The following is a 25,128-nucleotide window of genomic DNA, read 5'->3' on the forward strand; positions in this document are numbered from 1 at the left end:
GTCGGGGCGGGCGGGGCGCAGCACCGGACCGGACAGTTGCGCCAGGCGATCGCGCAGGTCGCTTGCCACCTCCAGCTGGTCCATCAGGTCGACAATGTCACGCGCCTTCTCGCCCAGCGCCAGCGCGCGTTCGCTCTCCAGCCCGGCATTGGCGCGATAGTCGCGGGCGGCGACGCGCTTTTGCGTTTCGAGCTGGCGCAGGGCGGCCTGGCGATCGGTGAGGTCGCGGCGGCTCTTTGTCAGGGCGTCGGCGGCCTGCTGCGCGGTGGCGCGGATCGCGCGGCTGCGGTCCAGTTCGGCGCGCAGGCCCGCTGTGCGCTGCTCGATCACCGGCAGCACCTGTCCCAGCACCGCGCGCATATGGACGGCGTCGCTGATCGATCCGGGCTGGACGAGGGCAAGGACGAGCGGGCGGCGGCTCATCATCTGCAGCGCAGCGGTCAGGCGCACCACCGGTTCCTGCCTGGCGGCGAGGCGCGCGGCCTGGGCGCGCTGCATGCGGGCGATGATGGCGATGCGGGCCTGGGCGGCCTGCACATCGGCCTCGGCCTGCTGGATGCGGGCGGCCATGGCGGCGGCGCGGCGGCCGGCCTGTTCGGCCTCGTCACGGGCCATGCCGGCCTGGCGCTCCAGCCGGACAGATCGGTCGGCGGCCTCCACCGACTGGCGGCGGGCGTCGCGCAGCGCCTTCTGTTCCTGTGCTAGCGTGGTGCCGGCGGTGCCAGGCAGGATGATCGCGGCATCGTCCGCGGCGGGCAGGCGCGTGGCGACAAGGGCCAGGATGCCGGCCAGTGCGATGCCCGTGATGCTGTTGCTGATGATGCTGCGCTTCAACCGCTTGTCCCGCCCGATAGGGCTTTGACTAGGCGCAAGCCGCGGGCATGTCGAGCCTCAGCCTTCGCGGTGATAGGGGTGGTTGGCGAGGATCGAGCAGGCGCGCCACAGCTGTTCGGCCAGCATGGCGCGGGCGATCATGTGCGGCCAGGTCATAGCGCCGAAGGCGATCAGCAGGTCGGCATTGGTCCGTTCGGCATCGTCGAAGCCGTCGGCCGCGCCGATCAGGAAGCGGATCTCGCGCGTGCCGGTGTCACGCCAGCCCTCGATCCGCCGGGCAAAGTCCATCGAGGAAAGCTGCTTGCCCTTCTCGTCGAGCATGACCGTCACCGTGCCGGGGCCGACGGGCGGCAGCTTGCCGCCCCGGTCGGGCATTTCGGTGATCTTGTGCGGCATGGTCAGCCGCTTGACATAGCGGTCGACCAGATCGGCTTCGGGCGAGCGCCCGATCTTGCCGCGCGCGATGATGTGGAGGAGCATCTACAAATTCCGTTCGCTTCGAGCGCAGGTTCGAGCTTGTCGAGAACCGAAGTCGAGAAGGGTTCTCGACGGGCGCATCTCGACCCTTCGACAGTGCTCAGGACAGGCTTTGCTCGATGCTGCTCGAACTGAACGGTCAGTGGGCTGTCAGGCGTTACCCGCGACCGGTGCGTCGACGAAGCCCCACATCCGTTCCAGATTGTAGAAGCTGCGCACTTCCGGCTTGAACAGATGGACGATCACGTCGCCGGCATCGATCAGCACCCAGTCGGCGACCGGCAGGCCTTCGACCCGCGCGGAGCGGCCGGTGGCCTTCTTGATCCGTTCGGCCAGATGCTGGGCGATCGCCGCGACCTGACGCGACGAACGGCCGCTCGCGATCACCATATGATCGGCGATGCTGCTCTTGCCTTCGAGGGGGATGGAGATGGTTTCCTGCGCCTGGTCGTCGTCGAGCGACTGCATGACAAGGGCGTGCAGGGCGGCCACGCTATCGGCGGCAGGCGCCGTATCGTTGGCAGGGGCGAGGTTAGTCAATTAAACTCCAATCTAGACGATCATCCGGCGCGTGAGCGGATCGCGCACACACGTTGCTTCATATTCGCGATGCCAGAGGGGGTCCGCCTGCCGTAGCAGGGTTGCCGATCTTGGATCAGGGCGAAAGCGCAATAGCACGAGCGCCGGTGGTCTCCAATTCGTCCAGTCTGCACTCTGGCGCGCGGACCGGACGAAGCGCCGCAGCCAGCTCATGGCCGTAGAGCCACGGGCAGCGTCATCATAGCCCGGACGGGCGATGACGGCAATGGGCATCTGTCGCGCTATGCCGCGCCAGTCGCGCCATTGGCCAAATTGCGCCAGATTGTCGGCGCCCATCAGCCAGACGAAGCGGTTGCGGGGGTAGCGCTGGCGGAGCGCGCGCAGCGAGTCGACGGTGTAGCGGGTGCCCAATTGCCGCTCGATCGCACTGGCGCGAATCGGCGCGCGGCGGGCGATTTTCTGCGCATGGGCAAGGCGGACCGGCAGCGGCGCCATGCCCCTGGCGGGCTTCAACGGATTGCCGGGCGACACCAGCCACCAGATTTCGTCGAGACCCAGGGCGTCCCTGGCGAACAGCGAGATGGCGCGATGCCCGCCATGCGCCGGATTGAAGGAGCCGCCAAGCAGGCCGATCTTTTTCATGGGGGCAGCCATGCCAGCGCCGGGGCGGGGCGGCAATGGGCAGATTCTTAAGGCTTGCCCACTATAGCCGCGCCATGCAGGGGCGGCTGATCGGATTCGATGGATTGCGCGGGATCGCCGCGCTCAGCGTCCTGCTGTTCCATGCGCTGACCTGGACCACGGGCGACGCGCGGGGCAACGGCTATCTGGCGGTCGACTTCTTCTTCATGCTGAGCGGCTATGTGATGGCGCGCACTTATGAAGCGCGATTGGGGCAGGGGCTGTCGACCATCTACTTTGTTCGTGCGCGATATCGACGCTTCCTGCCAGTGATGGCCATAGCCGGGCTGATCGCGCTGCCCGGCTTCCTCCTCACCAATGAGATGTCGCTCTGGCCGGTGGCCCTTGCCAATCTGCTGCTGATTCCCAGCCTCTTCACCGGGCGTCTCTATCCGTTGAACGGGCCGGCCTGGTCGATCCTCCTGGAACTGATCGCCAACATGGCCCACGGCCTTGTCCTGCGCCGCTTGTCGACCAGGATATTGGTGCATGTCGTGCTGCTGAGCGCGACCCTGTTCGCGGTTGTCGCCAGTCGTGTGGGGATGGACGTGGGGGCGCAGCCTGCCAGCTTCTTCTTCGGCCTGCCGCGGGTGATGTGCGCCTATGGCATGGGGGTCATATTGTGGCGCTGGTGGCGCGACAGGCCGACCATTGCCGTTCCGCCGCTGGCGGCCCTGGTCGCGATGCCGCTCTATTTCGGCATCGGCACGGTGATCGACGCGGATGGCTGGATCAGTGGCATGGTCTTCATCCTGCTGGTCTGTCCGCTGATGCTGGCGGGCGGGCTGCGCTGGCAGCGACAATCGCGGTGGATGACGGCGGCGGGGGCACTTTCCTTTCCGCTTTATGCCGTTCATGCCCCGGTCTGCATGACGGGGCTGATGCTGGGCGTGCCCGTGGCCGGCGGCGTTGCCGCCAGCCTGGCGGTTGCGGGGCTGATTGCCTGGATGCAGGCGCGGCCGCGTCGTCCGGGATCCGCGACGCTTCCGTCCGCGCCTTTGGCGGCAAGCTAGCCCGAGACGATCCTATTCCGCCGCTGGCAGCGCGCGCGCCTCTTCGGCCTGGGCGTCGCGGGCGAGGACGTCGAGCGGTTCCATCGCCTCGATCTCCTTGCCGCCGGTCTCGATGTCGAGATCGCGGAACTTGCGGCCGGTGGAGAGGACACGCGTCTCGAAGCTGCCGATGAAGCTGTTATAGTTGGAGACCGCACTGTTGAGGCCGGAGCCGAGGCGCTTGAGGTGGGTCGCGGCGACGGACAGGCGCTCATAGAGTTCCTTGCCAAGCTGGCCGACTTGCTGCGCCTGCTCCTGCATCTTGGCCTGGCGCCAATGGCCCGCCAGCGTGCGGGCGAGCGGCAGGAAGGTGGCCGGGCCGCAGATGATGACGCGATTCTTGGCGGCGCGCTCCCAAAGCTCCATGTCCGCCTCCAGCGCGGCGGTGACGAAATTGTCGCCCGGCACATACATGATGACGAAGTCGGGGGCCTTGTCGAACTGTTCCCAATAGGCCTTGCGCCCCAGCGCGTCGGCATGGGTGCGCATCGCGCGGGCATGGTCGAGCATATGGGCGTCGCGCAGCGCCGGATCGACCTGATCGACCGCGTTCAGATAGGCGACCAGCGAGCATTTGACGTCGACCACCATCTGCTGGTCGCCGGGCAGGTTGATGACGAAGTCCGGGCGCAGGCGGCCGTCCTCGACTGCGACCGACACTTCCTCCTTGAAGTCGACGAAGGGAGAAAGGCCGGCGGTTTCGATGAGATTCTTGAACTGCTGTTCGCCCCAGCGGCCGCGCGTCTTGGGTGCGGCGCGCAGGGCATTGACCAGCTTGGCGGTTTCCTCGCGCACCTGGCCCTGGCCCAGATGAACCTGCTGCACCGCTTCGCGCAGTTCGGCATAGCTGCCGACCCGATCCTTCTCGACGCGGGCGAGGCCTTCCTCATAGCGCTTGAGCGTGGTTTCGACCGGGTTGAGCAGCGTCTTCAACTGCGCCTCGCTCTTCTCGCTCGCCTGGGCAAAGCGCTGGTCGGCGCGGGTCAGGAACTGGGTCTGGGCGGATTCGAGCAATTTGCCGCCGATTTCGCTGAACTGGGCAGAGAGCTGTTCCTTGGCGTCCTTGAGCGCCGCAATCTGCTGCTCGAACGCCTGGGTGCGGGCATGGATGTCGGACTGGAGCGCGGCGAGGTCACGCAGCGCGGCTTCGCGCTCGGTCTGGATCGCTTCGATGCGCTGGCTGGCGGCGGCCTGCAGCGCCTCGATTCGCTGTTCGGACGCGGCCTGCGCGGATTCGAGCCGGGCGAGCTGACTCATGCTCTGCGCGACCCGCTCCTTCTCCACCGCCAATTCGGCGATCGCGCCGTTGCGCTGGGCAGCGGCGATGTCGAGCTTGCCGGCCAGATCGGCCTTTTCGGCGGTCAGCGGCGCCAGCGCCTTGCCCTTGAGCAGCCAGCCGACGGCGATGCCGATCAGCAGCGCGACGGGAATGAGAAGGGCGGCGAGGCTGTCCATAACTATCCTTTTTGGGAACGAAACGGGAACTTAGCGGGCCGCGTCGAAGGTCGCAAGAACCTTCCTTGTTTGTGCCGTCATGCCGCCTGTGCGCTGGGCGCGGCAAAGCGGGCGCGATAGTCGCCCGGCGACAGGCCGACCAGGCGATGGAACAGCTTGCGGAAGGCGGCGGCATCCTCATAGCCGACGCTCCAGGCAATCTGGTCGATCGTGCGCCGGGTAAATTCCAGATGCTCGCGCGCCCGCGCCACGCGCAGATGCTGGACATATTCGATCGGGGTCATGGCGGTCGCCGCCTTGAACCGGCGCTGGAAGGTGCGTTCCTCCAGCGCGGCCTGCGCCGCCATCTCGGTGACGCTGACAGCCTTCGCTTCCCGCGCGGCGAGCCAGTGCTGCACCTTCAGGATCGGCTCGTCGCCATGGGTCAGGCGCGGCAGGAAGCGGGCGAAATGCTTCTGCTCGCGCCCGGCCGTGTCGATCAGCAGGAATTTGGCGGTGTCGAGCATCACCGTCGGGCCGAGCAGCCGGTCGACCAGGCGCATGCCAAGGTCGGTCCAGGCCATCAGCCCGCCGGCGGTGATGATGTCGCCATCGTCGATGACGATGCGGTCGCAATCGAGCTTCACGGCGGGGAAGCGGGCGCGGAAGGCGTCGGCGAACCACCAGTGGGTGGTGGCCGGGCGGCCGTCGAGCAGGCCGGTCGCCGCCAGCAGGAAGGCGCCGCCGCAATTGGAGGCAAGGGTGGCGCCGGCGGCATGGCGATCGAGCAGCCAGCGGGCATAGGGCGCGGCTTCCTCCGCCTCGGGCACGCCGGTCAGGCGGCCGGGGACCAGCCAGATGTCGGGCGTGCCGCTCAATCCTTCATGCGTGTCATGGCTGCGGGCAAAGCAGCCGTCATCGCCCATCCGCCAATGGCTGACGCGCACTACCGGGCCGCCATGCTGGACCGAAAACTGCCCGGCAATGTCGATCAGGTCGGTCATGCCATGGACCATCGCCTGCTGACAGCCCGGATAGAGCAATATGCCTACTTCGGCGCGCGGAAGGCTGGTGTCGGCCATATGCTGGTCCTTTGTCGGAATTGGCCCGCTTAATGTCGGAACCGCCAATCCCGATCCTCCGCCATTGCCAGTAATTCTGCAAGCACAGGGCGTGAAGGACGCCCTTCTGGAACAGAAGAAGGGAATTTCACATGAGCAACTATGTCACCACCAAGGACGGCACCCGCATCTTCTACAAGGATTGGGGACCGCGCGACGGCCAGCCGATCCTCTTCTCCCATGGCTGGCCGCTCAGCGCCGACGCCTGGGACGCGCAGATGGTCTATTTCGCCAATCAGGGCTTCCGCACCATCGCCCATGACCGCCGCAGCCATGGCCGGTCGGACCAGGTGTGGGACAATAATAATATGGACCAATATGCCGACGATCTGGCCGATCTGATCGCGGCGCTGGACCTGTCTGACATCATCCTGGTCGGTCATTCGACCGGCGGCGGCGAAGTCACCCGCTACATCGGCCGCCATGGCACCAGCCGGGTTGCCAAGCTGGCGCTGATCGGCGCGGTCCCGCCGCTGATGCTGAAGACCGAAGCCAATCCCGGCGGTCTGCCGATCGACGTGTTCGACGGCATCCGCAAGGGCACGTTCGACAATCGCAGCCAGTTCTTCAGGGATCTGACCATCTCCTTCTACGGCTATAACCGGGACGGCGCGGTCATCTCCGAAGGCATTGTGCAAGAATTCTGGCGGCAGGGGATGATGGGCGGCCTGAAGGGGCAACTCGACTCGATCCGCGCCTTTTCCGAAAGCGATTTCCATGCCGACCTGGCGAAGGTCGATGTGCCTACCCTGGTCCTGCATGGCGATGACGACCAGATCGTGCCGATCGGTGCAGCCGCCCTATCGACGGTGAAGATCGTTACGGATGCGGTGCTGATCGTGTATGAAGGCGCCGACCATGGGCTGACGCAGACTCACCAGGACCGGTTCAACGCCGACCTGCTCGATTTCATCAACGGCTGACACAAATACCGTTCGCCCTGAGCGAAGTCGAAGGGGTCCACCGAGCGGAGCGAGGTGCCTTCGCTTCGCTCAGGCAAGGGCTTCGACTTCGCTCAGCCCGAACGGGAAAATAGTCTTTCCAAGGAGACATCCCATGACCAAAGACACCATCCTCATCACCGGCGCGTCGGACGGTATCGGCGCCGTCTATGCCGATCGCTTTGCCAGGCGCGGCGCCAATCTGATCCTGGTCGCCCGTCGCGCCGAGAAGCTGGAGGCGCTGGCCGTCCGTCTGCGCGCCGACAGTGGCATCAGCGTGGAAGTGATCGCCGCCGATCTGGCCAAGGCTGACGATCTGGCACGGGTCGAGGCGCGGCTGCGCGACGATGACGCGATCACCGGCCTCGTCAACAATGCCGGCATCGCCGGGGAGCAGGCTTTTGTCGAGACCGACCCGGCCTATCTCACCGGCCTCATCGACCTCAACATCCTGGCGGTGACGCGGCTGTCCCGCGCCATTGCGCCGCGGCTGGCCGCGAAGGGCGCAGGCACGCTGATCAACATCACGTCGGTCACCGCGCTGATGCCGGACGGCTTCACTGCCGTCTATCCCGCGACCAAGGCCTATGTGCTGGCCTTCACCGAAGCGTTGCAGGTCGAACTGGGCGGCAAGGGCGTGAAGGTGCAGGCGGTGCTGCCCGGCATCACCCGCACCGCCATCTGGACGGCGGAACAGATTGCCGGCCTGCCGCCGCACATGGTGATGGATGTCGAGGTGATGGTCGACGCGGCGCTGGCCGGGCTCGACATGGGCGAGGCGATCACCATTCCGGCCCTGCCGGACAATGCCGATCTCGACGCCTATCTCGCCGCGCGGGCCGCGCTTCGGCCCAACCTGTCGCTCAAGGATGCGGCGCCCCGTTATCGGGTGACCGCCTGACCTCTTTCGTCATTCCCGCGAAGGCGGGAATCCATCTCCTGACCTTGCGTCTGGATGCATCGTTGGGAGATGGACCCCCGCTTTCGCGGGGGTGACGGGAATTTTCCAGGGAGAAAAATCATGATCCTCGGTCTTTCCATTCCCGCCTTCATCGCGCTGCATGTAGCGATCAGCCTGATCGGCATTGTCAGCGGCCTTGTCGCCCTGCCGGCCATGGCCAGGGGGCATGTCCTGCCAAAAATGCAGGGCCTGTTCCTGGTGACGACCCTGCTCACCAGCCTGACCGGCTTCCTCTTTCCCTTTCGCGGCTTCACCCCGGCGATCGGCGTCGGTATCCTCTCGACGCTGATATTGATCGTCGCCTTCGCTGCCTTTTACGGCCTTGGCCTGCGGGGCCGGGCGCGGGGCGTTTATGCGGTGACCGCGACCATCGCTTTGTGGCTCAACCTGTTCGTGCTGGTCGTGCAGGGTTTCCTCAAGGTGCCGGCGCTCAACCGGCTGGCGCCGACCGGCACCGAGCCGCCCTTCCTCGCCGCGCAGGGCCTTCTGCTGATCGTCATGCTGATCCTGGGCGCGGCGATCCTGCGTCAGCCAAGGCTCGCGCGGAAGGCGGCGAGCCGCTCGATCGCCTGATCCAGCGTCGCGTCCGACTTGGAGAAGCAGAGGCGGACCAGATGGGTGACCGGATCGTCGGGGTAGAAGGCGGAGATAGGGATCGCCGCCACCCCGGCTTCGTCGATGATCCGGTTGCAGAAGGTCACATCGTCCATCGCGATGCCCGACGCGGGCAGGTCGATAGACAGGAACCAGGTGGCGCCGCTCGGCTGCACGACATAGCCCGCCTTGATCAGCCCCGCCGCCAGCCGATCGCGCGACGCCTGATAGGCGGCGCGCTGATCGTTCAGCCAATCTTCGGGCCAGCCCAGCCCCTGCGCCACCGCCCATTGCAGGTTGGGCGGGGTGGTGAAGGTCAGGAACTGGTGGGCGCGGGCGAGCAGGGTGGCGATCGGCGGCGCGGCGCACATCCAGCCGACCTTCCAGCCGGTGACGGAAAAGACCTTGCCCGCCGACCCGATCTTGACCGTGCGCTCGCGCATGCCGGGAAAACCGATCAGCGGGCGATGCGGCAGCCCGTCATAGACGGTTTCCTCCCATACCTCGTCGCAGAGCGCGATCAGGTCATGGCTGACGCAGAGGTCGGCCAGCAGCGCCAGTTCCGCCTCACGCAGCACGATGCCGGTCGGATTGACCGGATTGTTCATCAGCAGGATGCGGGTCCGGGGCGTGATCGCCGCCTCCAGCGCGGCGCGGGTGACGCGCCAGTCCGGTGGCGTCAGCTTCACCACCCTGGCCACGCCGCCGACCCGCTCGACCAGCGGCAGATAGGCGTCATAGAGCGGCGCCAGCATCAGCACCTCGTCCCCCGGCCGCACCAGCGCCAGCAGGCTGGCGGCAATCGCCTCGGTCGCGCCCGATGTGACGATGATGTCCTGCGGGCCAAGATCCAGCCCCTGATGCCGGGCATAATGATCGGCCAGCGCCGTTCGCAGTTCGATCAGGCCGGGCATCGGCGGATATTGGCTGGAGCGGGTCAGCAGCGCATCCGCCGCCGCTTGCAGCACTTCCTGTGGTCCCGGCCCTTCGGGAAAGCCCTGCCCCAGATTGATCGCGCCGGTTTCGCGTGCGCGCGCCGACATATGCTCGAAGATGGTGGTCGGCATGTCGCGATAGACGGGATGGCCAAGTCGGGTGTCGGGCAAGCGGGGCTCCATCGGATCGGCGGCGATGCCAGCGGTCTAGGTCTTTCCATTGCCTCGCGCAAACCGGTCCGGCATCATGGCGCCTCCTCATCACAGGGAGACAGACCCATGTGTTCGGACGTCGATGGCATGCATGACCAGCCGCACGGGACGCAGGAGGAGGATGGCGCCGCGCCCTCCCGCCGCGCCTTTCTGACAGCGATGACGATGGCGGGCGGGGTGGCCATGGTCGCCCTGCCGTCCGTGCCGGCGATGGCGGCGCCCGCCGCCGACGGCCCGGATGCGTCGATGACGCCCGACGCCGCCCTGGCCGAGATCATGGCCGGCAACGCCCGCTTCGTCGCCGGCAAGCCGACCGCCCATCTGCAGGACCTGTCGATCATCAAGTCGCGCGCGGCCGAGGGACAATGGCCGGTGGTCGGAGTCCTCTCCTGCGCCGACTCGCGCGTGCCGGTGGAGATGGTATTCGACGAATATATCGGCCGGCTGTTCGTCACCCGCATCGCCGGCAACATCACCACGCCCGAAATCGTCGCCAGCCTGGAATATGGCGTGGCGGTGCTGGGGCTGAAGGCACTGGTCGTCATGGGCCACAGCAATTGCGGCGCGGTGAAGGCGGCGATCGACAATCCCGAGGTACCGGGCCAGATCAGCGCGCTCTTCCCCGCGATCCTGCCCGCCCTCTATCTCGCCCGCAGCAAGGATGCGACCATCGTCACCCGCACCAATGCGCTGGTGCAGGCGGCGACTCTGGTCAACGCCTCGCCGGTGATCGAGGAGAAGGTGAAGGCCGGCACGCTGAAGGTGGTCGCCGCCGTCTATGATGTGGCGACCGGCAAGGTCGACATGCTGCCGGTGCCGGCCGACATGCTGATGCGCGGCTGATCCGTCAGGGCCGGGTTGCCGCCGCATTCCAGGCGGCGACCTTCGCCTTCGTCTCTGCCAGCAGCGCGTCGAGCTTGGCCCGGTCCTGCAATGTGCCGCGCAGGATCACCGCGTCGATCGCCTTGGTGGCGTGGATATCCTCCAGCGGATTGGCGGTCAGCAGGACCATATCCGCCTGCTTGCCTTCCGCCACCGCCCCATAGCGGTCGAGCAGGCCGAACCAGGCCGGGCCGGCGCGGGTGGCGCTGGCCAGCGCCTGGGCCGGGGTCAGGCCGCGATCGACATAGAGCGCCAGTTCCTGGTGCAGGGCAAAGCCGGGATAGTCGAAGCTGTTGAGGAAGCCGGCATCGGTGCCGGCCATGATGGTGACGCCGGCCTGCTGCAACAGCGGCAGGGTCGCGGCATTATGCTCGTAGATGGCGTGGCGCTGGGCGATCTGATCGGGTGTCGCCTTGGCCGCGCGCTCGATCCGCCAGTCATAGGTCTTGCGCAGGCGCGGGCCGATATAGGCCAGTTCGGGATCGGCGCTGTGATCGTTCTGGTCGAGATAGGCGACGGTGCGCGAGATGCTGAGCGTCGGCGTCACGAACACGCCGCGTGCAGCCATGTCGCGATAGGCGGCCATGGCGGTGGGCTCGTCAAAGCCGGCATCCAGTTGCGCGCTCGCCTGCGCCCGGTCGATCTTGCCGGCGGCGAAATCGGCGGTGATCCGCGCCTCATCCTTCACGCCCGCTTTGTGGGCATAGTCGATATGCTCGATCGAGCTGATCCCGGCCTCGATTGCCTGGCCGACGGTCAGTGCCATCGGAATATGGCCCGACGCACGCAGCCCGGCAGCGCGCGCCTGGCGCACGGCATAGAGGAACAGATCGGGCTTCAGGGTGCTGTCGGTGATCTTGACGAAATTGACGTTCAGTTCTTTCAGCTTGGCGATCGCCTGGTCGACATCGGCCTGCGACCCGGTTTCCAGCGTGCCCTTCCACACCGGCTTGATCCCCTCGATCTTGGGGCCGGAACTCAGCAGGGTCGGGCCGAACAGCCGCCCGTCGGCAATTTCGCTACGCCAGCGCAGCACATCATAGGGCAGGTCGCCCGATGCATCGCGCACGGTGGTGATGCCGTTGGCGATATAGAGCGGCAGCAGCGCCTTATTCTCTTCGATCAGCTCCGGCCCGCCGCCGAAATGCACATGCATGTCCCACAGGCCGGGGATCAGATAGCGGCCCTTGGCCTCGACATTCTTGCCCGCGCGCCAGGCGGCGGCAATCGTGCCGTCGTTGCCGACCGCGACGATCTGGTCGCCTTTGGTCGCGACCGCCTGGTTGGGGACCAGCCGGCCATGCTCGACATCGACCAGCGTCGCATGGCGGATCAACAGGTCGGCGCGGGCCGGCGCGGCCTTCGCTGCGGTGGGCATGGGCAACAGGGCAGTGGCGGCCAGCAGCGCGGCGAGAAGCGTCTTCATGAAAATCCCCGGTTCTTGTGCGGCGCGCAGGATAGGCAGGGGCTGCATCATCGACAAACAACATATATGAATGGCAATCATTCATAATCCAAATGGGATGCCATGCTCGATCCGCGCCTGCTCCGTGCCTTTGTCGCGATCGCCGACAGCGGCAGCTTCACCATCGCGGCGCAGCGGCTGCACATGACCCAGTCTACCATCAGCCAGCAGCTCGGTCGGCTGGAGCAGGCGGTGGGGCATATGCTGGTCGATCGGGCGGCACGGCCGGTGCGGCCGACGGCGGCGGGCGAGCGGCTGCTGGGCCATGCAAGGCGCATCCTGTCGCTGCAGCAGGAGGCGGAAAGCCTGCTTGCCGATCCGGCCGGCAGCGCGTCGATCCGCATCGGCCTGCCCGACGACATTGCCAGTCGCGCCATGATGCGGGTATTTGCGCGTTTTTCCGAGCAATATCGGGCAGTGCGGCTGGACGTCACCACCGGCCTCAGCCGCGATCTCACGCGCCGATACCGCGCGGGCGAGTTTGACATCATCGCTGTCAAGGAACCGACGCCGAGCGCCGATTGCCGCGCCAGTTTCGCCGAACCGATCGGCTGGCATGAAAGCGCGGACCGACTGGGCGACTGGCCCGATCCGCTGCCGCTGGTCGCCTTTCCGGCGGGCGGTCTCTACCGCGATGCGATGTTCGACCGGATCGGGCGGGAAAGGCGGCGCTGCCATGTCGCCTTCACCGGCAGCGACCTCACCAGCGTGCTGACCGCGGTGGAGGCGGGCATGGGCCTGTCGCTGGTGCCGATGCGCGCGGCGGCCGGGCGGGCGGTGCGACCCTATGCGCCGTTCGGGGCGGAGGCTGCCATGCGCGTGTCGCTCTATGCCTGGGACGATGCCGGGCCGACCGCCGAACTGGTCGCGCAGATGGCGGCGGTGCTGGCGGAGCGGTAAGCGGCAAGGGTTGCGGCGGCTTGCGCCGCCGCAACTGGGTCTAAGTGGTGCGGCACCTTGCGGCGCCGAATAAACCGGATGACCGTCCCCCGGACGGTCATTTAATCCGGTTTATTCCCATTCGATCGTGCCGGGGGGCTTCGAGGTGTAGTCGTAGACCACGCGGTTGATGCCCTTGACCTCGTTGATGATGCGGGTCGCGACGCGGCTGAGGAAAGCGGCGTCGAAGGGATAGATGTCGGCGGTCATGCCGTCGGTCGAGGTGACCGCGCGCACGGCGCAGACGCTGTCATAGGTGCGGTAATCGCCCATCACGCCGACGGTGCGGACCGGCAGCAGCACGGCAAAGGCCTGCCAGATCGCGTCGTAGAGGCCCGCGTTGCGGATTTCCTCCAGATAGATGAAGTCGGCCTTGCGCAATATGTCGCAACGTTCCTTGGTGACTTCGCCGGGGATGCGGATGGCCAGGCCCGGCCCCGGGAAGGGATGGCGGCCGACGAAGATGTCAGGCAGGCCCAGTTCCTTGCCCAGCACGCGCACTTCGTCCTTGAACAATTCACGCAGCGGCTCGACCAGCTTCATGTTCATGCGTTCGGGCAGGCCACCGACATTATGGTGCGACTTGATCGTCACGGAAGGCCCGCCGGTGAAGCTGACCGATTCGATCACGTCGGGATAGAGGGTGCCCTGCGCCAGGAAATCGGCGCCGCCGATCTTGGCGGCTTCCTCCTCGAACACGGCGATGAATTCGCCGCCGATGAACTTGCGCTTCTTTTCCGGGTCGGTGAGGCCGGCGAGGCCGCCCAGGAAGCGTTCCTCGGCATTCACATGCACGAGCTTGATGCCATAATGTTCGCGGAACAGGCTGACCACCTGCTCGGCTTCGCCCAGGCGCATCAGGCCATGGTCGACGAACACACAGGTCAGCTGGTCGCCGATCGCTTCATGGATGAGCACGGCGGCCACCGCGCTGTCGACGCCGCCCGACAGGCCGCAGATGACCCGGCCATTGCCGACCTGTTCGCGGATCTCGGCGATCTTGACCTGGCGGAACTCGGCCATGGTCCAGTCGCCGGCGAGGCCGCAGACATGGCGGACGAAATTGGCGATCAGCTTGCCACCGTCGGGCGTATGCACGACTTCGGGGTGGAACTGCGTGCCGTAGAATTTCCGTTCCTCGTCGGCGATCACCGCGAAGGGGGCGCCGTCCGACACGGCCACGATCTTGAAGCCGGGCGCGAATTTCGTGACCTTGTCACCATGGCTCATCCACACCTGATGCCGTTCACCGACTTCCCACAGCCCGTCGAACAGGGCGCAGGGTTCGGTCACGGTCAGGAAGGCGCGGCCAAATTCGCCGCCTTCGCCGGTCTCGTGACCGGGGCGCACTTCGCCGCCCAACTGATGGCTCATCACCTGCTGGCCGTAGCAGATGCCCAGGATCGGCACGCCGGCGTCGAACAGGGCCTGCGGCGCACGCGGGCTGCCTTCTTCCGGCACGCCGGCGGGCGAACCGGACAGGATGATGCCCTTGGGCTTCATGCGGTCGAACGCGGCCTGGGCCTGGGTGAAGGGGGCGATCTCGGAATAGACGCCGGCTTCGCGCACGCGCCGGGCGATGAGCTGAGTCACCTGGCTGCCGAAGTCCACGATAAGGATGGAATCCTGAAGGGGCAGCGTCATCGAATCGCCTTTATGTCGAGCGGTGGAAGGGATTCGCGCCCGGTTAGTCGCACCGCCCCGATATGTCCAGTTTTCCCGGTTCAGAGCATCATCCGATTAGGGTAAATCGGATGATGCTCTGATTTTCTTTTGTTTACCGCATTCTGCGAGTCGTCGGCTGTTCCAGCCGACTTCAGAATGCTCTAGGCCGGCGCAGGACCATCCTGTTTGCGTCCTGCCGCGTGGCCGAGCAAGGCGGCGCCGGCCAGCACCAGCGCCGCGATCAGGAAGGCGCTGCCGATGAAGGGCAGGATCGGGCGGGTGCCGACCGAGGCGGAATAGACCGCACCGAAGAAGAGCGGGGAGACGATGCCGGCGATCGCGCCGACGCTGTTGTTGGCGCCCTGCAACTGGCCCTGTTCGCTTTCGGAGACGCGCTGCGTCATCAGCGACTGGATGGTCGGCATGGCGAGGCCCCAGAGCGCGTTGGGGAACATGGCGGCGACGAACAGCCAGCCGGTGGGCGCCAGGCCCATGGCGGCGATGCCGACCGCGCCGAAGCCGAGGCCCACGACCATCGTCGTGCGATCGCCCAGTCGCTTCACCACCGGACCGACCAGCAGGCCCTGCACCGCCATGTCGAGCAGGCCGACCATCGCCAGCAGGGTGCCGACCTGCCAGGCGCCCCAGCCATAGCGGTCGCCGGCATAGAGGACGAACACGGCCGAGAAGAGATGATGGGCGAAATAGAGGAGGAAGTTGACGATCGCGAGGCTGGACAATTCGGGGTGCGAGCGCAGCAATTGCAGCGCGCCGAAAGGATTGGCGCGGCGCCAGCTGAAGGCCATGCGCTTTTCCGGGGCGAGCGATTCCGGTAGCACGATGAGGCCATAGAGAAAGGCGAGGCCGGACAGGCCGGCCGCCGCCCAGAAGGGCGCACGGTGCGAGATTTCACCCAGCACCCCGCCCAGCAGCGGCCCGGCGACGAAGCCCGCGCTGAAGGCCGCGCCGATCAGGCCATAGCCCCGCGCCCGCCCCTCGGGCGGGGTGATGTCGGCCATATAGGCGAAGGTGGAGGTGAAGCTGGACGAGGTGATGCCGGCAAGGATGCGGCCCAGCGCCAGCCACCAGAGATTGGGCGCCACCGCCATCAGCACATAGTCGAGCGCCAGCCCCGCGACCGAGATCAGGATCACCGGCCGGCGCCCGAAGCGATCGGACAGCGAACCGATCACCGGCGAGCAGAGAAATTGCATGGCCGCCCAGAGCGCGACGAACAGGCCATTCCACAGGCCCGCGCTGCTGCTGGAGCCGGACAATGTCTCGATCAGCTGCGGCAGCACCGGAATGACGATGCCCATCGACATGACGTCGAGCAGGGCCGTCACCAGGATGAAGGCGATGGCGGCGGCGCGGCGCGGATGGGCGGGGGCAGTCATGGCGCAGGCGCTATCCTGCCGGAGTGGCGATGCCAAGCGCGATGGCGCGATGTTCAGGCATGGGGCGCCGTTTCAGCATGTCTGACGCCCCCCAAAAAAAGGGCCGCCCCGGCGGGACGGCCCCAGCTCATGCTATGGGATGCATGAAGGGATCAGCGCTGCTCGCGATCCTGATTGTCGCGGCGTTCCTGCTGGCCGCCGCCCTGCTGACCGGGATTCTGGTTCTGGTTTGCCATCTCACACTCTCCTAACGGGCATCGTAACCCGCCTGCGCTCAACTTGGGCCGGCGCAGCGATGTTCCGAAAAATCATGCTGATCGAAATCAAGTCCGCCACAAGCTGCGGACAAGCTGCCATATTTCCTGCCTCTCGCCCAAAATCGGATCGGAACGCTGATGCGACGATGGCGTCATGAGACTGTCCTGTCGGCTTGCGCGGCGGTGGGCTTGGGCTAGTCTGCGCCCGTCCACAGCAGGAGAGCGCCGATGACCACCGATCGCGATGATGTGCCGTCCCCCGTCGAGCGGCTGGCGGAGGATCGCAACTGGATCGCCTCGACCGGGCTCAGCCGGCGTCACATCCTGGCCGGCGGCGCCTTCGCCGCCGGTTTTGCCGCCGCCTGCCAGCCGGTCGCGGCCAGCACCATCCAGACCCCGGCCGACGGGCTGGTGGAGGACGCCGTCTCGATCCCGACCAGCGACGGTTTCGCCATGCCCGGCTTCGTCGCCCGGCCGGCGGGCAAGAAGAAGGCGCCGGTGATCGTCGTCGTGCATGAGATTTTCGGCGTCCATGAATGGGTGCGCGACATGTGCCGGCGTTTCGCGAAAGCCGGCTATCATGCGGTCGCGCCGGATCTGTTCGCCCGCCATGGCGACGCGACCAAGGTCAGCGACTTCAAGCAGTTGGTGGCGGAGATCGTGAGCAAGGCGCCCGACGCGCAGGTCCTGTCCGACATCGATGCCACCTATGCCTTTGCCGGCGCCCATGGCGGCGATGCTGTGCGACGCGGCATTACCGGCTTCTGCTGGGGTGGCCGGGTGGTCTGGCTCTATGCCGCGCACAGCGCCGCGCTCGACGCCGGCGTCGCCTTCTATGGCCGGCTTGTGACCCAGAAGAACGACCTCCAGACCCTGTCTGTGATCGAGGAGGTGGGGCAGCTCAAGGCGCCGGTGCTCGGCCAATATGGCGAGCTGGACAAGGGCATACCCCAGGCCGATGTCGAGGCGATGCGCGCCGCGCTCAAGGCGGCGGGCAAGTCGCCGCCCGATGCGATCACCGTCCATGCCGGCGCCGACCATGGTTTCATGGCCGATTATCGGCCCAGCTATAATGGGGCCGCAGCGAAGGCCGCCTGGGCCGAAACGATCGGCTGGTTCGACAAATATGTGAAGGGGTGATCGCATCACCCCTTCGCTGTTGCGCCTTATTTCTGTTTCATCGCCTCGACCGCAGCCAGCGTGCTCTTCACATGGCCGGCATAGCTCATCTCGCTATGGACGAAGGCGATGCGGCCGCTGGGCGCGATCACATAGGAGGTGCGGTCGGTCATGCCCGGCCGCATCTTGAGCGCGACATCATAGCCCGACACGATGTTCGGCCCGGCCGAGGCGACCGCGAACTTGCCGGCGCATTCCTTGGTGGAGAAGGCGACCAGATCATCGACCGGATCGGCCGACATGCCGATCACGGTGGCGCCGGCCGCCTTGAACTTGTCGATATTCTCCGCGAACTCGCGCGCCTCGGCCGAACAGCCCGGCGTGAAGGCCTTGGGGAAGAAATAGAGGACCACCGGCCCGCGCTTCAACTGGTGCGACAGGGTGACGGTGAAGGTCTTGCCGGCCAGCGCGCCGCGGGTGGTGAATTCCGGCGCCTTGGCGCCCACCGCCAGTGCCGCCATGCTGCCCTGCGTGCCCAGGGCTGCGGCCGCCAGGGCCAGGATGATCTTCGCGCTCTTCATAATCTAGCTCCCATGGGTCGGTCAGGCGGCGGGGGTGGGCGGTTCCCACAATTCGATGGCATTGCCCTCGGGATCATGGATGCGGGCAAAGCGCCCGACATCGGGATGATCCCATTCGGGCTTGGTGATGGCCTCAACGTCCGCCGCGCGCAAGTCCGCCAGCAGCCCGTCGAGATCGGACACGCGCAGATTGATCATGAAGCTCTTGTCGGCGGCGAAATAGTCGCTGTCCTGCTTGAACGGCGAAAAGACCATCGGCCCGCCCAGCGTCTGCCAGACATATTCGTTGACCGCCGGAATGTCGGGATCGGCGCTGCATCCGCCGCCGACGCCCAGATGGGTGCGATACCAGGCGGACAGCGCAGCCGGATCGCGTGCGCGAAAGAAAAGTCCGCCCATTCCCAGGACCGGCATGGCATCCCTCCTCGATTGTCTCTGTGGTGATAGCATGGCTGCGATGGCCGGTCACGCGGGGGTTGGGGGAACCCGATGCCGCCCTGCCGGGTTGGCATCGCATGCGTAACCATTTCCTCCTCGCCCTTCCGCTGCTGCTGCTCGCCGGTTGCGGCAGCAAGGAGCAGAATCAGTCCGGCATGGTCACCAACATCCTGGACCAGGCCTTGCCCAGCACGCGCGATGTCCCGCCCGGCGCCAATGCCATCACCCCGGTAGAGCCTGCGCCCGACCTGCCGGTGGCCAAGGGCGATGCGCTCCACGCCAATGCGATCCCGATCGCGCTGCAGGGGCGCTGGACCGGCACCAAGGAACGCTGCGGCGACAAGGCGGCGGCCCAGGCGCTGGAACTGACGGCGGCCAGCCTGATCTTCCATGAAAGCGTCGGCACGGTGCAGCGCGTCACGCGCGAGGGGGAGGGGCGGCTGGCGGTCGTCGCCAATTTCACGGGGGAGGGCGAAAGCTGGACCCGGACATTGATGCTGCGTCCCTCGACCGATGGGCAGCAGCTTACCATCACCAATGACGGCACGGCGATCGTGCGCAAGCGCTGCACCCCGGCGGCCTGAACCGCTTCCCCCGGCGCGCAGTCCTCGCTACAGCGGCGCGATGATCGGCCGCCTCACCCTGAGTGATTTCCGCAACCATGCGGACGCGCTGATCGTGCCCGACCAGCCATTCGTCCTGCTGACCGGCGACAATGGCGCGGGCAAGACCAACATATTGGAAGCGGTATCGATGCTGGCGCCCGGCCGCGGGCTGCGCGGCGCGGCGCTGCGGGCGATGGCGCGGCAGGATGGTGGCGGCAGCTTCGGCATCGCGGCGGAGGTGGATGGCGTGGTGCTGGGCACCGGCGTCAGCGCGGATGCGCCCGACCGGCGGCAGGTGCGGATCGGCGGGGTCGCCTCGTCCGCCAATGCGCTGGCCGACCATCTCTCGATCGTCTGGCTGACGCCGGCGATGGACCGGCTGTTCCTCGACAGCCCTGGCGGTCGCCGGCGCTTCCTCGATCGCCTCACCCTGGCGCTCCATCCCGGCCATGCCGCGCACAGCGCCCGTTATGAAGCGGCGATGCGGGCGCGCAACCGGCTGCTGACCGATCTGCGCCGGGCGGACCCGGCGTGGATCGGCGCGCTGGAGGCGCAGATGGACGAGCATGGCACGGCGCTCGCGGCCGCCCGCGCCGATCTGGTCGCGCGCCTCAACCGGCAACTGGTCGATCAGCCCGACGAGCCCTTCGCCCGGCCCCTCATCCGAATCGCGCGGGAGGACGGCGCCAGTGACGAACCGCTCGGCCAGCGGCTTGCCCGCGAGCGGCGACGCGATGCCGCGGCCGGCCGCACCCTTTCTGGCCCGCATCGTCATGATCTGGATGTCATCCACATCGCCAAGAATCAGGCGGCGGCGCTCTGTTCGACCGGCGAGCAGAAGGCGCTGCTGCTTTCGATCCTGCTGGCGCATGCGGCTCTGGTGTCGGCCGATCGCGGCCAGCCGCCGGTGCTTCTGCTCGACGAAGTGGCGGCGCATCTCGACCCGTCGCGACGAGCTGCGCTGTTCGACCGATTGCGTGAAACCGGCGGCCAGGTCTGGATGACCGGAACGGAAGATAGTCTTTTCAACGAGTTGAACGGTGCGACCCGGCTCCATGTAACGGCCGGACATGTTTTTCGTTCCGCAGCATGACGCATCGCAGCAACGACTCATCGCTCGGCGGTTTTCAAGACGAACGGCGTCTGCCCTAAGGAGGTCGTCGGGGATTATACCTACCTACAAGTCGGGGGTCGCAAGGAATGATCGGTGGTTTTCGCGCGCTGTTCGCAGCCGCCATGCTTGCGCTCGGTGCCTTCTCTGCCGTTCCCGCCACCGCCGGTGTCCTGCAATGTGCCCCCTTCGCCCGCGAAGTTTCGGGCATCGAGATTTTCGGCAATGCCAACACCTGGTGGAACCAGGCCGCCGGTCGTTACGACCGTGGTCATGAGCCCCGCGTCGGCGCCGTCCTCTCTTTCGCTTCCAGCCGCGCCATGCCGGTCGGCCATGTCGCCATGGTCAGCAAGATCGTCAATGATCGCGAAGTGCTGCTGACCCACGCCAACTGGTCCTATCGTGGTGGTGTCGAGCGCAATGTCCGCGCCATCGACGTGTCGCCCAACAATGACTGGACCGACGTGCGCGTATGGTATGGCCCGATCGGCGACGTTGGCCTGCGTTCGAACCCGACCAACGGCTTCATCTATGCCGACAAGCCGGAAATCGATCAGCCTGTCCAGATCGCCCTGGCCGATCGCGCCACCGCCGGCACCGACAGCGCCAAGGGTGCTTTCTGAGCCGTTAACCCAATCCTTACGGATGGGGCTCTAGGGTCGATCGCGGTGGGGCGATACTCGACGCTTAGAGGTCGCATTAAATGTTTCGATATGTCCGCTGGATGGCTTTGCTGTCCGGCCTGACGGCGGCGCCCGTGCTGGGCGCCACGGCGCTGCAGTGCGTTCCTTATGCGCGCATCGTGTCGGGCGTGGAAATCTATGGTGATGCGCTGACCTGGTGGGACCAGGCACAGGATCATTACAAGCGCGGCAGCATCCCCAAAAAGGGCGCGGTGCTCGCCTTCCGGCCCGTTGGGCCGATGACCCTGGGCCATGTCGCCGTGGTCAGCCGGATATTGGATGATCGCCGCGTGCTGATCCGCCACGCCAACTGGTCGTCGCCCGGCGCGATCGAGGAGGATGTGCTGGCGATCGACGTGTCGGACGCGGGCGACTGGAGCCAGGTGCGTGTCTGGCACAGCCCGACCGGGCAGATGGGTGCCCGCATCAACCCGACCTTCGGCTTCATCTATCCGGCCAAGGCGAAACTGCATCCCTTCACGCCCGATCCGGCGCTGGGCAGCAGCCTTCGCTATGCCAGCGCCGCGGCCGACACAGGCGATGGTGAGGACGGTGCGGAGCTTGCGCCGCTGCCCAGGGCGGCGACACGGATGGCGTCGGTCCAGACGCATGCGATGGTGGCGGCGGTTTCGCCCAAGCCTGCTGCGCCCCGGCGCAAGGCGGCGCCCCGTATCGAGGCGGACCCGTTCATCATCGAATATGCGGACAACAGCCCGTCGGATCGCTCGCTGGGCGACGTCATCGCCGACGTGAAGCGCGAATCCCTGATGAACTGACCGGCCCCCGCGATCGAGCGGGGACCGGCCTTATCTGCTTATTCCGCGTCGGCGGCCTTGTCGCTCTCGGCGCCTTCGGCCGGGTTTTCGAACCAGGCCTCGACTTCACCCGACAGCTTGATGGTCAGCGGGTTGCCGTGACGGTCGCGGGTCTTGCCGGCGGCGACGCGAATCCAGCCCTCGGAAATCGAATATTCTTCCACATCCTTGCGCTCGCGGCCCTTGAAACGGATGCCGATGCCGCGCTGCAGCACCTCCATGTCGAAATGGGGGCTGCGCGGGTTGGTGGACAGATGGTCGGGGGGCGTGTCGCTCATGATCTCAATTTCCCTGAAAATGCTGCGCAGCGCCTACTCTTTCCTGCCCGCAGGCGTCAACCGCCGCGCCCGTCATCGACATCGCAGAAGATGCGGCGGATGACGCCATCGTCCAGCCAGTTGGCGAAACGTTCCTGCGCGTCGGTAAGGCCGGCAAAGGGGTAGGCGACCGGCTGGTCGCCAACGGCACGGCTGGCGGCGGTCAGGCGCATCATCGCGTCGGGCGCCACGGTCAGGATGCGGCCGCGCCGGTCGGTCGATGCGCTGTTGATGCCGACCACCCGGCCATCGGTGGAGAAGACCGGCCCGCCGCTGATCCCCGACAGGGTGCCGTCGCCCTCGGGCAGGCGGCCACGCTCGGCCCAGACCAGCACCGGCTGGTCGATGCCGCTGCTGCCGCGCCGGGCTTCGGCCCGGCCGATCAGTTCGGACAGGACCAATGTCGGTTCACCGGCGGGAAAGCCCATATGATAGCCGGTGGAGCCGGGCGAGGGCGCCCCGCTGCGCAGCGGCAGGGCGGCGGGGCTGCGGGGGCCGCGTGGGATGATCGCGGCATCCGATTCCCGGCTTTCGATGACGCGCGGCACCTCCAGCGCGCGGCCGCGCTGTTCCAGCCCGACGCGCGAACAGCCATGGGTGACATGTTCGGCGGTCATCCACACGCCGCTGCGATCGACGGCAAAGGCCGTGCCCATGGCGTCCGCCGGGCCGCCGGGCCGATCCTCGATAATATATTGTTCCTCGCCCCCGCGCGGCAGCGGGCGGCGGGGCGAGCGGGGATCATATTGTTCGACCTGCAAGGACGGTGCCTGCATCTCGCCCAGCCAGGCGAGCAGCAGGATCAGGCCCAGCAGCCAGGGCAGGCAGCCACAGCCCCCACGCCCCATCGCGTCAGCCCGCCACGGCCGCAGCCGTCAGGCAGGCGACCGCAGCCTTCATCATCGCCAGGAAGATCGCGGCGGAGCGCTCATTCGCCTCGATCCGGCCTGACAGCGATCCCAGCAACAGGTCGACCAGGCGAAAGGCGATGAGTTGCAGCACCAGCGTGACGCTGCCCCAGATGACGACATCCCAGACATTGACCGATCCGGCGAGGCAGAAGGCCAGTGGCACGGCGAGGCCGACGGAGGCGCCGCCCAGCGAAATGGCGGCCGCCTCATTGCCGGCGCGGATCAGCTTGAACTCGTCGTGCGGGGTTATCCACATATATACCGCCATGGCGGCCGCCCAGACCAGGGTGGCGCAGGCGAGGTGGAGAAGCAGGATCGGCAGGCCCGACAACAGGCTCTGGATGACGGGTGTAGGATCGCTCATGGGCACAGAAATGCCGCAACCCGCCCTCGGGTTCAATCGGGGCGGGCCGCGATGGATATTTGCTCAGGCGGGATCAGCGACAGACACGCACCCGGACCCGACGGTCGCGATAGGCATTATAACGCCATTCGTCCCAGCAGCGCTGGCGATAGGCGGAGCGATGGTAGCCGCGTCGCCCGTCATAATAGCGCCTGTCGCCGCGCCAGCGACGGCGGTCGTCCCAGCGGCGATTGTCCCAATGGCGCCGGCCGTCCCAGCGGCCATCGCGATCGCCGCGCCAGCCGTCGCTGCGATAATGCTGCGCCTGGGCAGGCGCGCTGGTGGCGGCGATGCCGGCCATGGCCAGGCCCAGCATCGCAGCGCTTTTCCACAGGAATTTCATCTAGCTTCTCCTCTGTCCGGCCCGGCTGCCGGGGCAGCGCGGGGACGTGGGGAGGAGAATGGAGTCCGGTCACTGAACCGTCCGGGAACAGGGCTGACAGGCTTTGTTCAGCCCGCCCGGACGGTCGCAATTCTGCCTCGCATCATCGGTGCGCGGCGGTGTTTCAGCGCCCGCGCAGCGCGGTCTCTGCCTCGATCATATAGTCGCGGGTGATCGGTAGCGCGCGGCGGTCGCGCACATATTGGACCTGGAAATTGACCATCGACCCATGTTCGAACACGGTCGCCGCGCCCGCCAGATAGAAGGTCCACAGGCGGAAGAAGCGCTCGTCATAGAGGGCGACGATATCCGCCTTGTGCGCCATGGTCCGCTTGTACCAGTCGCGGATGGTCAGGCCATAATGGATGCGCAGCACCTCCACATCGGTGATCATCAGCCGCGTGCCTTCGCTGCCCGCCACCATTTCCGACAAAGCGGGGATATAGCCGCCGGGGAAGATATATTTGGTGGTGAAGGTATCGGTGATGCCGGGGCCATCGACCCGGCCGATCGTGTGGATCAGCATCACGCCGTCCGGCGTCAGCAGGTCGCGGCACTTGTTGTAGAAGACGCGATAGTCGGCGGTGCCGACATGTTCGAACATGCCGACCGACACGATCCGGTCGAACGGCCCTTCGATGTCGCGATAATCGATCAGTTCGAACCGCACATGGTCGGCCACGCCGGCGTCGATCGCCCTCTGGCGCGCAACCTTCAACTGCTCTTCCGACAGGGTGATGCCGGTGACGTCGACACCGAAATGCTTGTGCAGGTACAGCGCCATGCCGCCCCAGCCGCAGCCAATGTCCAGCACCTTCATGCCCGGCTTCAGGTAGAGCTTGGCGGCGATATGCGCCTTCTTGTCTTCCTGTGCCTGCTCCAGGCTGATCCCAGCCTCATTCTCCGCATCGGGGAAATAGGCGCAGCTATATTGCCGGTCACGGTCGAGGAAGAGGGCGTAGAGCGCGCCCGACAGGTCATAATGATGGGCGACATTGGCCTTGGACCGGCTGCGATGATTGGCCTTCCACAGCTTGCGGCGCACCGTCTTCAGCGCGCGCTGCACCGGCCCCTTGGCGTCGATCGACTTGCCATTTTCCCAGGCGTTGTTCTGGCGGATCATGGACACGAACTCCATGATGCCGCCGCCCTCGATCGCCACCCGGCCATCGATATAGGCCTCGGCCATGCCCAGGCGCGGATCCTTGACGATGTCGAGGGGCACGCGCTTGTCGAGGAAGCGCAGCGCCAGCGGGGGCAGGTCGGGATCGGGCGAACCGACGGTAACGCTACGGCCATCGGCATAGAAAACGGTCAACTGACCCTTGGTGACAAGACGTCTCAGAACGCGGTCGAAAATCTTCATGGAGCAGGC

Annotated in this window: 28 protein-coding genes; 11 read left to right on the top strand and 17 right to left on the bottom strand. The window is 66.5% G+C overall.

The features are described from left to right. The 4 genes from BRX37_RS15180 to BRX37_RS15195 form a co-directional block, all read right to left on the bottom strand. On the bottom strand, positions 1-834 hold an 834-nt coding region (locus tag BRX37_RS15180), incomplete at its 3' end, for a metalloendopeptidase (protein ID WP_125987993.1). 57 nt (positions 835-891) lie between these two features. Beyond that, positions 892-1,314, bottom strand: coding sequence for a 23S rRNA (pseudouridine(1915)-N(3))-methyltransferase RlmH (locus BRX37_RS15185; protein ID WP_004209840.1), 423 nt, complete (start codon positions 1,312-1,314; stop codon positions 892-894). Positions 1,315-1,461: 147 nt separating this feature from the next. Next, positions 1,462-1,851: a ribosome silencing factor gene (gene rsfS / locus BRX37_RS15190; RefSeq protein ID WP_004209841.1), complete on the bottom strand. Its 390-nt coding sequence runs from the start codon at positions 1,849-1,851 to the stop codon at positions 1,462-1,464. Positions 1,852-1,863: 12 nt separating this feature from the next. Beyond that, positions 1,864-2,493: a nicotinate-nucleotide adenylyltransferase gene (locus BRX37_RS15195; RefSeq protein WP_037507245.1), complete on the bottom strand. Its 630-nt coding sequence runs from the start codon at positions 2,491-2,493 to the stop codon at positions 1,864-1,866. Between the two features lie 74 nt (positions 2,494-2,567). On the opposite strand from BRX37_RS15195, the gene BRX37_RS15200 reads away from it, so the two are divergent. Continuing rightward, on the top strand, positions 2,568-3,545 hold the full coding sequence (locus tag BRX37_RS15200) for an acyltransferase family protein (protein WP_164522471.1): 978 nt from the start codon (positions 2,568-2,570) through the stop codon (positions 3,543-3,545). A 12-nt stretch (positions 3,546-3,557) separates the two neighbouring features. Here BRX37_RS15200 and BRX37_RS15205 read toward each other — a convergent pair whose 3' ends face one another. Together BRX37_RS15205 and BRX37_RS15210 are read right to left on the bottom strand one after the other, a co-directional pair. Next, the gene (locus BRX37_RS15205; RefSeq protein WP_125987997.1) at positions 3,558-5,039 is read right to left on the bottom strand and encodes a DNA recombination protein RmuC; all 1,482 of its coding nucleotides are present in this window, start codon (positions 5,037-5,039) and stop codon (positions 3,558-3,560) included. 77 nt (positions 5,040-5,116) lie between these two features. Further along, on the bottom strand, positions 5,117-6,100 hold the full coding sequence (locus BRX37_RS15210; RefSeq protein ID WP_125987999.1) for a GlxA family transcriptional regulator: 984 nt from the start codon (positions 6,098-6,100) through the stop codon (positions 5,117-5,119). Between the two features lie 131 nt (positions 6,101-6,231). On the opposite strand from BRX37_RS15210, the gene BRX37_RS15215 reads away from it, so the two are divergent. From BRX37_RS15215 to BRX37_RS15225, 3 genes are all read left to right on the top strand, one after another. After that, the gene (locus tag BRX37_RS15215; RefSeq protein ID WP_125988001.1) at positions 6,232-7,062 is read left to right on the top strand and encodes an alpha/beta fold hydrolase; all 831 of its coding nucleotides are present in this window, start codon (positions 6,232-6,234) and stop codon (positions 7,060-7,062) included. A gap of 133 nt (positions 7,063-7,195) precedes the next feature. Continuing rightward, entirely contained in the window at positions 7,196-7,981 is a 786-nt protein-coding gene (locus BRX37_RS15220; RefSeq protein ID WP_125988003.1) for an SDR family NAD(P)-dependent oxidoreductase, read from the top strand. 120 nt (positions 7,982-8,101) lie between these two features. Beyond that, complete coding sequence (locus tag BRX37_RS15225; RefSeq protein ID WP_125988005.1) at positions 8,102-8,614, top strand: hypothetical protein; 513 nt, start codon at positions 8,102-8,104, stop codon at positions 8,612-8,614. On the opposite strand, the gene BRX37_RS15230 is transcribed toward BRX37_RS15225, so the two are convergent. Continuing rightward, the gene (locus tag BRX37_RS15230) at positions 8,569-9,753 is read right to left on the bottom strand and encodes an aminotransferase (RefSeq protein ID WP_125988007.1); all 1,185 of its coding nucleotides are present in this window, start codon (positions 9,751-9,753) and stop codon (positions 8,569-8,571) included. The two genes, BRX37_RS15225 and BRX37_RS15230, sit on opposite strands and share 46 nt — an antisense overlap. Before the next feature lie 96 nt (positions 9,754-9,849). On the opposite strand from BRX37_RS15230, the gene BRX37_RS15235 reads away from it, so the two are divergent. Further along, a complete protein-coding gene (locus tag BRX37_RS15235; RefSeq protein ID WP_125988009.1) occupies positions 9,850-10,626 on the top strand; it encodes a carbonic anhydrase in 777 nt (258 codons plus the stop codon). 4 nt (positions 10,627-10,630) lie between these two features. Here the strand turns inward: BRX37_RS15235 and BRX37_RS15240 are convergent, their stop codons facing one another. Next, positions 10,631-12,091, bottom strand: coding sequence for an amidohydrolase family protein (locus BRX37_RS15240; protein ID WP_125988011.1), 1,461 nt, complete (start codon positions 12,089-12,091; stop codon positions 10,631-10,633). Between the two features lie 102 nt (positions 12,092-12,193). On the opposite strand from BRX37_RS15240, the gene BRX37_RS15245 reads away from it, so the two are divergent. Further along, on the top strand, positions 12,194-13,030 hold the full coding sequence (locus BRX37_RS15245; protein ID WP_037507255.1) for a LysR family transcriptional regulator: 837 nt from the start codon (positions 12,194-12,196) through the stop codon (positions 13,028-13,030). Between the two features lie 111 nt (positions 13,031-13,141). On the opposite strand, the gene guaA is transcribed toward BRX37_RS15245, so the two are convergent. Then, positions 13,142-14,713 (bottom strand): glutamine-hydrolyzing GMP synthase, encoded by a 1,572-nt coding sequence (guaA, locus tag BRX37_RS15250; RefSeq protein ID WP_010336491.1) that lies wholly within the window; start codon positions 14,711-14,713, stop codon positions 13,142-13,144. Positions 14,714-14,895: 182 nt separating this feature from the next. After that, positions 14,896-16,131, bottom strand: a complete 1,236-nt coding sequence (locus BRX37_RS15255) for a TCR/Tet family MFS transporter (protein ID WP_125988013.1) — start codon at positions 16,129-16,131, stop codon at positions 14,896-14,898. A gap of 485 nt (positions 16,132-16,616) precedes the next feature. Here BRX37_RS15255 and BRX37_RS15260 point away from each other — a divergent pair, with 485 nt between their 5' ends. Next, positions 16,617-17,528, top strand: a complete 912-nt coding sequence (locus BRX37_RS15260) for a dienelactone hydrolase family protein (protein WP_125988015.1) — start codon at positions 16,617-16,619, stop codon at positions 17,526-17,528. 26 nt (positions 17,529-17,554) lie between these two features. Here BRX37_RS15260 and BRX37_RS15265 read toward each other — a convergent pair whose 3' ends face one another. Together BRX37_RS15265 and BRX37_RS15270 are read right to left on the bottom strand one after the other, a co-directional pair. After that, on the bottom strand, positions 17,555-18,088 hold the full coding sequence (locus BRX37_RS15265; RefSeq protein WP_004209859.1) for a peroxiredoxin: 534 nt from the start codon (positions 18,086-18,088) through the stop codon (positions 17,555-17,557). Positions 18,089-18,109: 21 nt separating this feature from the next. Beyond that, entirely contained in the window at positions 18,110-18,502 is a 393-nt protein-coding gene (locus tag BRX37_RS15270) for a VOC family protein (RefSeq protein WP_037507261.1), read from the bottom strand. 101 nt (positions 18,503-18,603) lie between these two features. On the opposite strand from BRX37_RS15270, the gene BRX37_RS15275 reads away from it, so the two are divergent. The 4 genes from BRX37_RS15275 to BRX37_RS15290 all read left to right on the top strand — a co-directional run bounded on the left by BRX37_RS15275 (position 18,604) and on the right by BRX37_RS15290 (position 21,701). Then, positions 18,604-19,110 (top strand): hypothetical protein, encoded by a 507-nt coding sequence (locus tag BRX37_RS15275; RefSeq protein WP_318276704.1) that lies wholly within the window; start codon positions 18,604-18,606, stop codon positions 19,108-19,110. 40 nt (positions 19,111-19,150) lie between these two features. Next, positions 19,151-20,224, top strand: coding sequence for a DNA replication/repair protein RecF (gene recF / locus BRX37_RS15280; RefSeq protein ID WP_125988017.1), 1,074 nt, complete (start codon positions 19,151-19,153; stop codon positions 20,222-20,224). Positions 20,225-20,331: 107 nt separating this feature from the next. Beyond that, positions 20,332-20,865: a CHAP domain-containing protein gene (locus tag BRX37_RS15285; protein WP_004209865.1), complete on the top strand. Its 534-nt coding sequence runs from the start codon at positions 20,332-20,334 to the stop codon at positions 20,863-20,865. Positions 20,866-20,945: 80 nt separating this feature from the next. Then, complete coding sequence (locus BRX37_RS15290) at positions 20,946-21,701, top strand: CHAP domain-containing protein (protein ID WP_069337448.1); 756 nt, start codon at positions 20,946-20,948, stop codon at positions 21,699-21,701. 38 nt (positions 21,702-21,739) lie between these two features. On the opposite strand, the gene BRX37_RS15295 is transcribed toward BRX37_RS15290, so the two are convergent. From BRX37_RS15295 to BRX37_RS15315, 5 genes are all read right to left on the bottom strand, one after another. Then, positions 21,740-22,018 carry a DUF3297 family protein gene (locus tag BRX37_RS15295; RefSeq protein ID WP_017499161.1) on the bottom strand — a complete coding sequence of 93 codons (279 nt, stop codon included), beginning with the start codon at positions 22,016-22,018 and terminating at the stop codon, positions 21,740-21,742. Positions 22,019-22,074: 56 nt separating this feature from the next. After that, the gene (locus BRX37_RS15300; protein ID WP_004209868.1) at positions 22,075-22,905 is read right to left on the bottom strand and encodes a S1 family peptidase; all 831 of its coding nucleotides are present in this window, start codon (positions 22,903-22,905) and stop codon (positions 22,075-22,077) included. Positions 22,906-22,909: 4 nt separating this feature from the next. Continuing rightward, entirely contained in the window at positions 22,910-23,332 is a 423-nt protein-coding gene (locus BRX37_RS15305) for a DUF350 domain-containing protein (RefSeq protein ID WP_004209870.1), read from the bottom strand. A gap of 73 nt (positions 23,333-23,405) precedes the next feature. Beyond that, positions 23,406-23,714 carry a hypothetical protein gene (locus tag BRX37_RS15310; RefSeq protein ID WP_125988019.1) on the bottom strand — a complete coding sequence of 103 codons (309 nt, stop codon included), beginning with the start codon at positions 23,712-23,714 and terminating at the stop codon, positions 23,406-23,408. Positions 23,715-23,877: 163 nt separating this feature from the next. After that, positions 23,878-25,119, bottom strand: a complete 1,242-nt coding sequence (locus BRX37_RS15315; protein WP_004209872.1) for an SAM-dependent methyltransferase — start codon at positions 25,117-25,119, stop codon at positions 23,878-23,880. Positions 25,120-25,128: the final 9 nt, after the last annotated feature.

Source organism: Sphingomonas sp. S-NIH.Pt3_0716, from assembly GCF_003950715.1.
GTDB classification, from domain to species: domain Bacteria; phylum Pseudomonadota; class Alphaproteobacteria; order Sphingomonadales; family Sphingomonadaceae; genus Sphingobium; species Sphingobium yanoikuyae_A.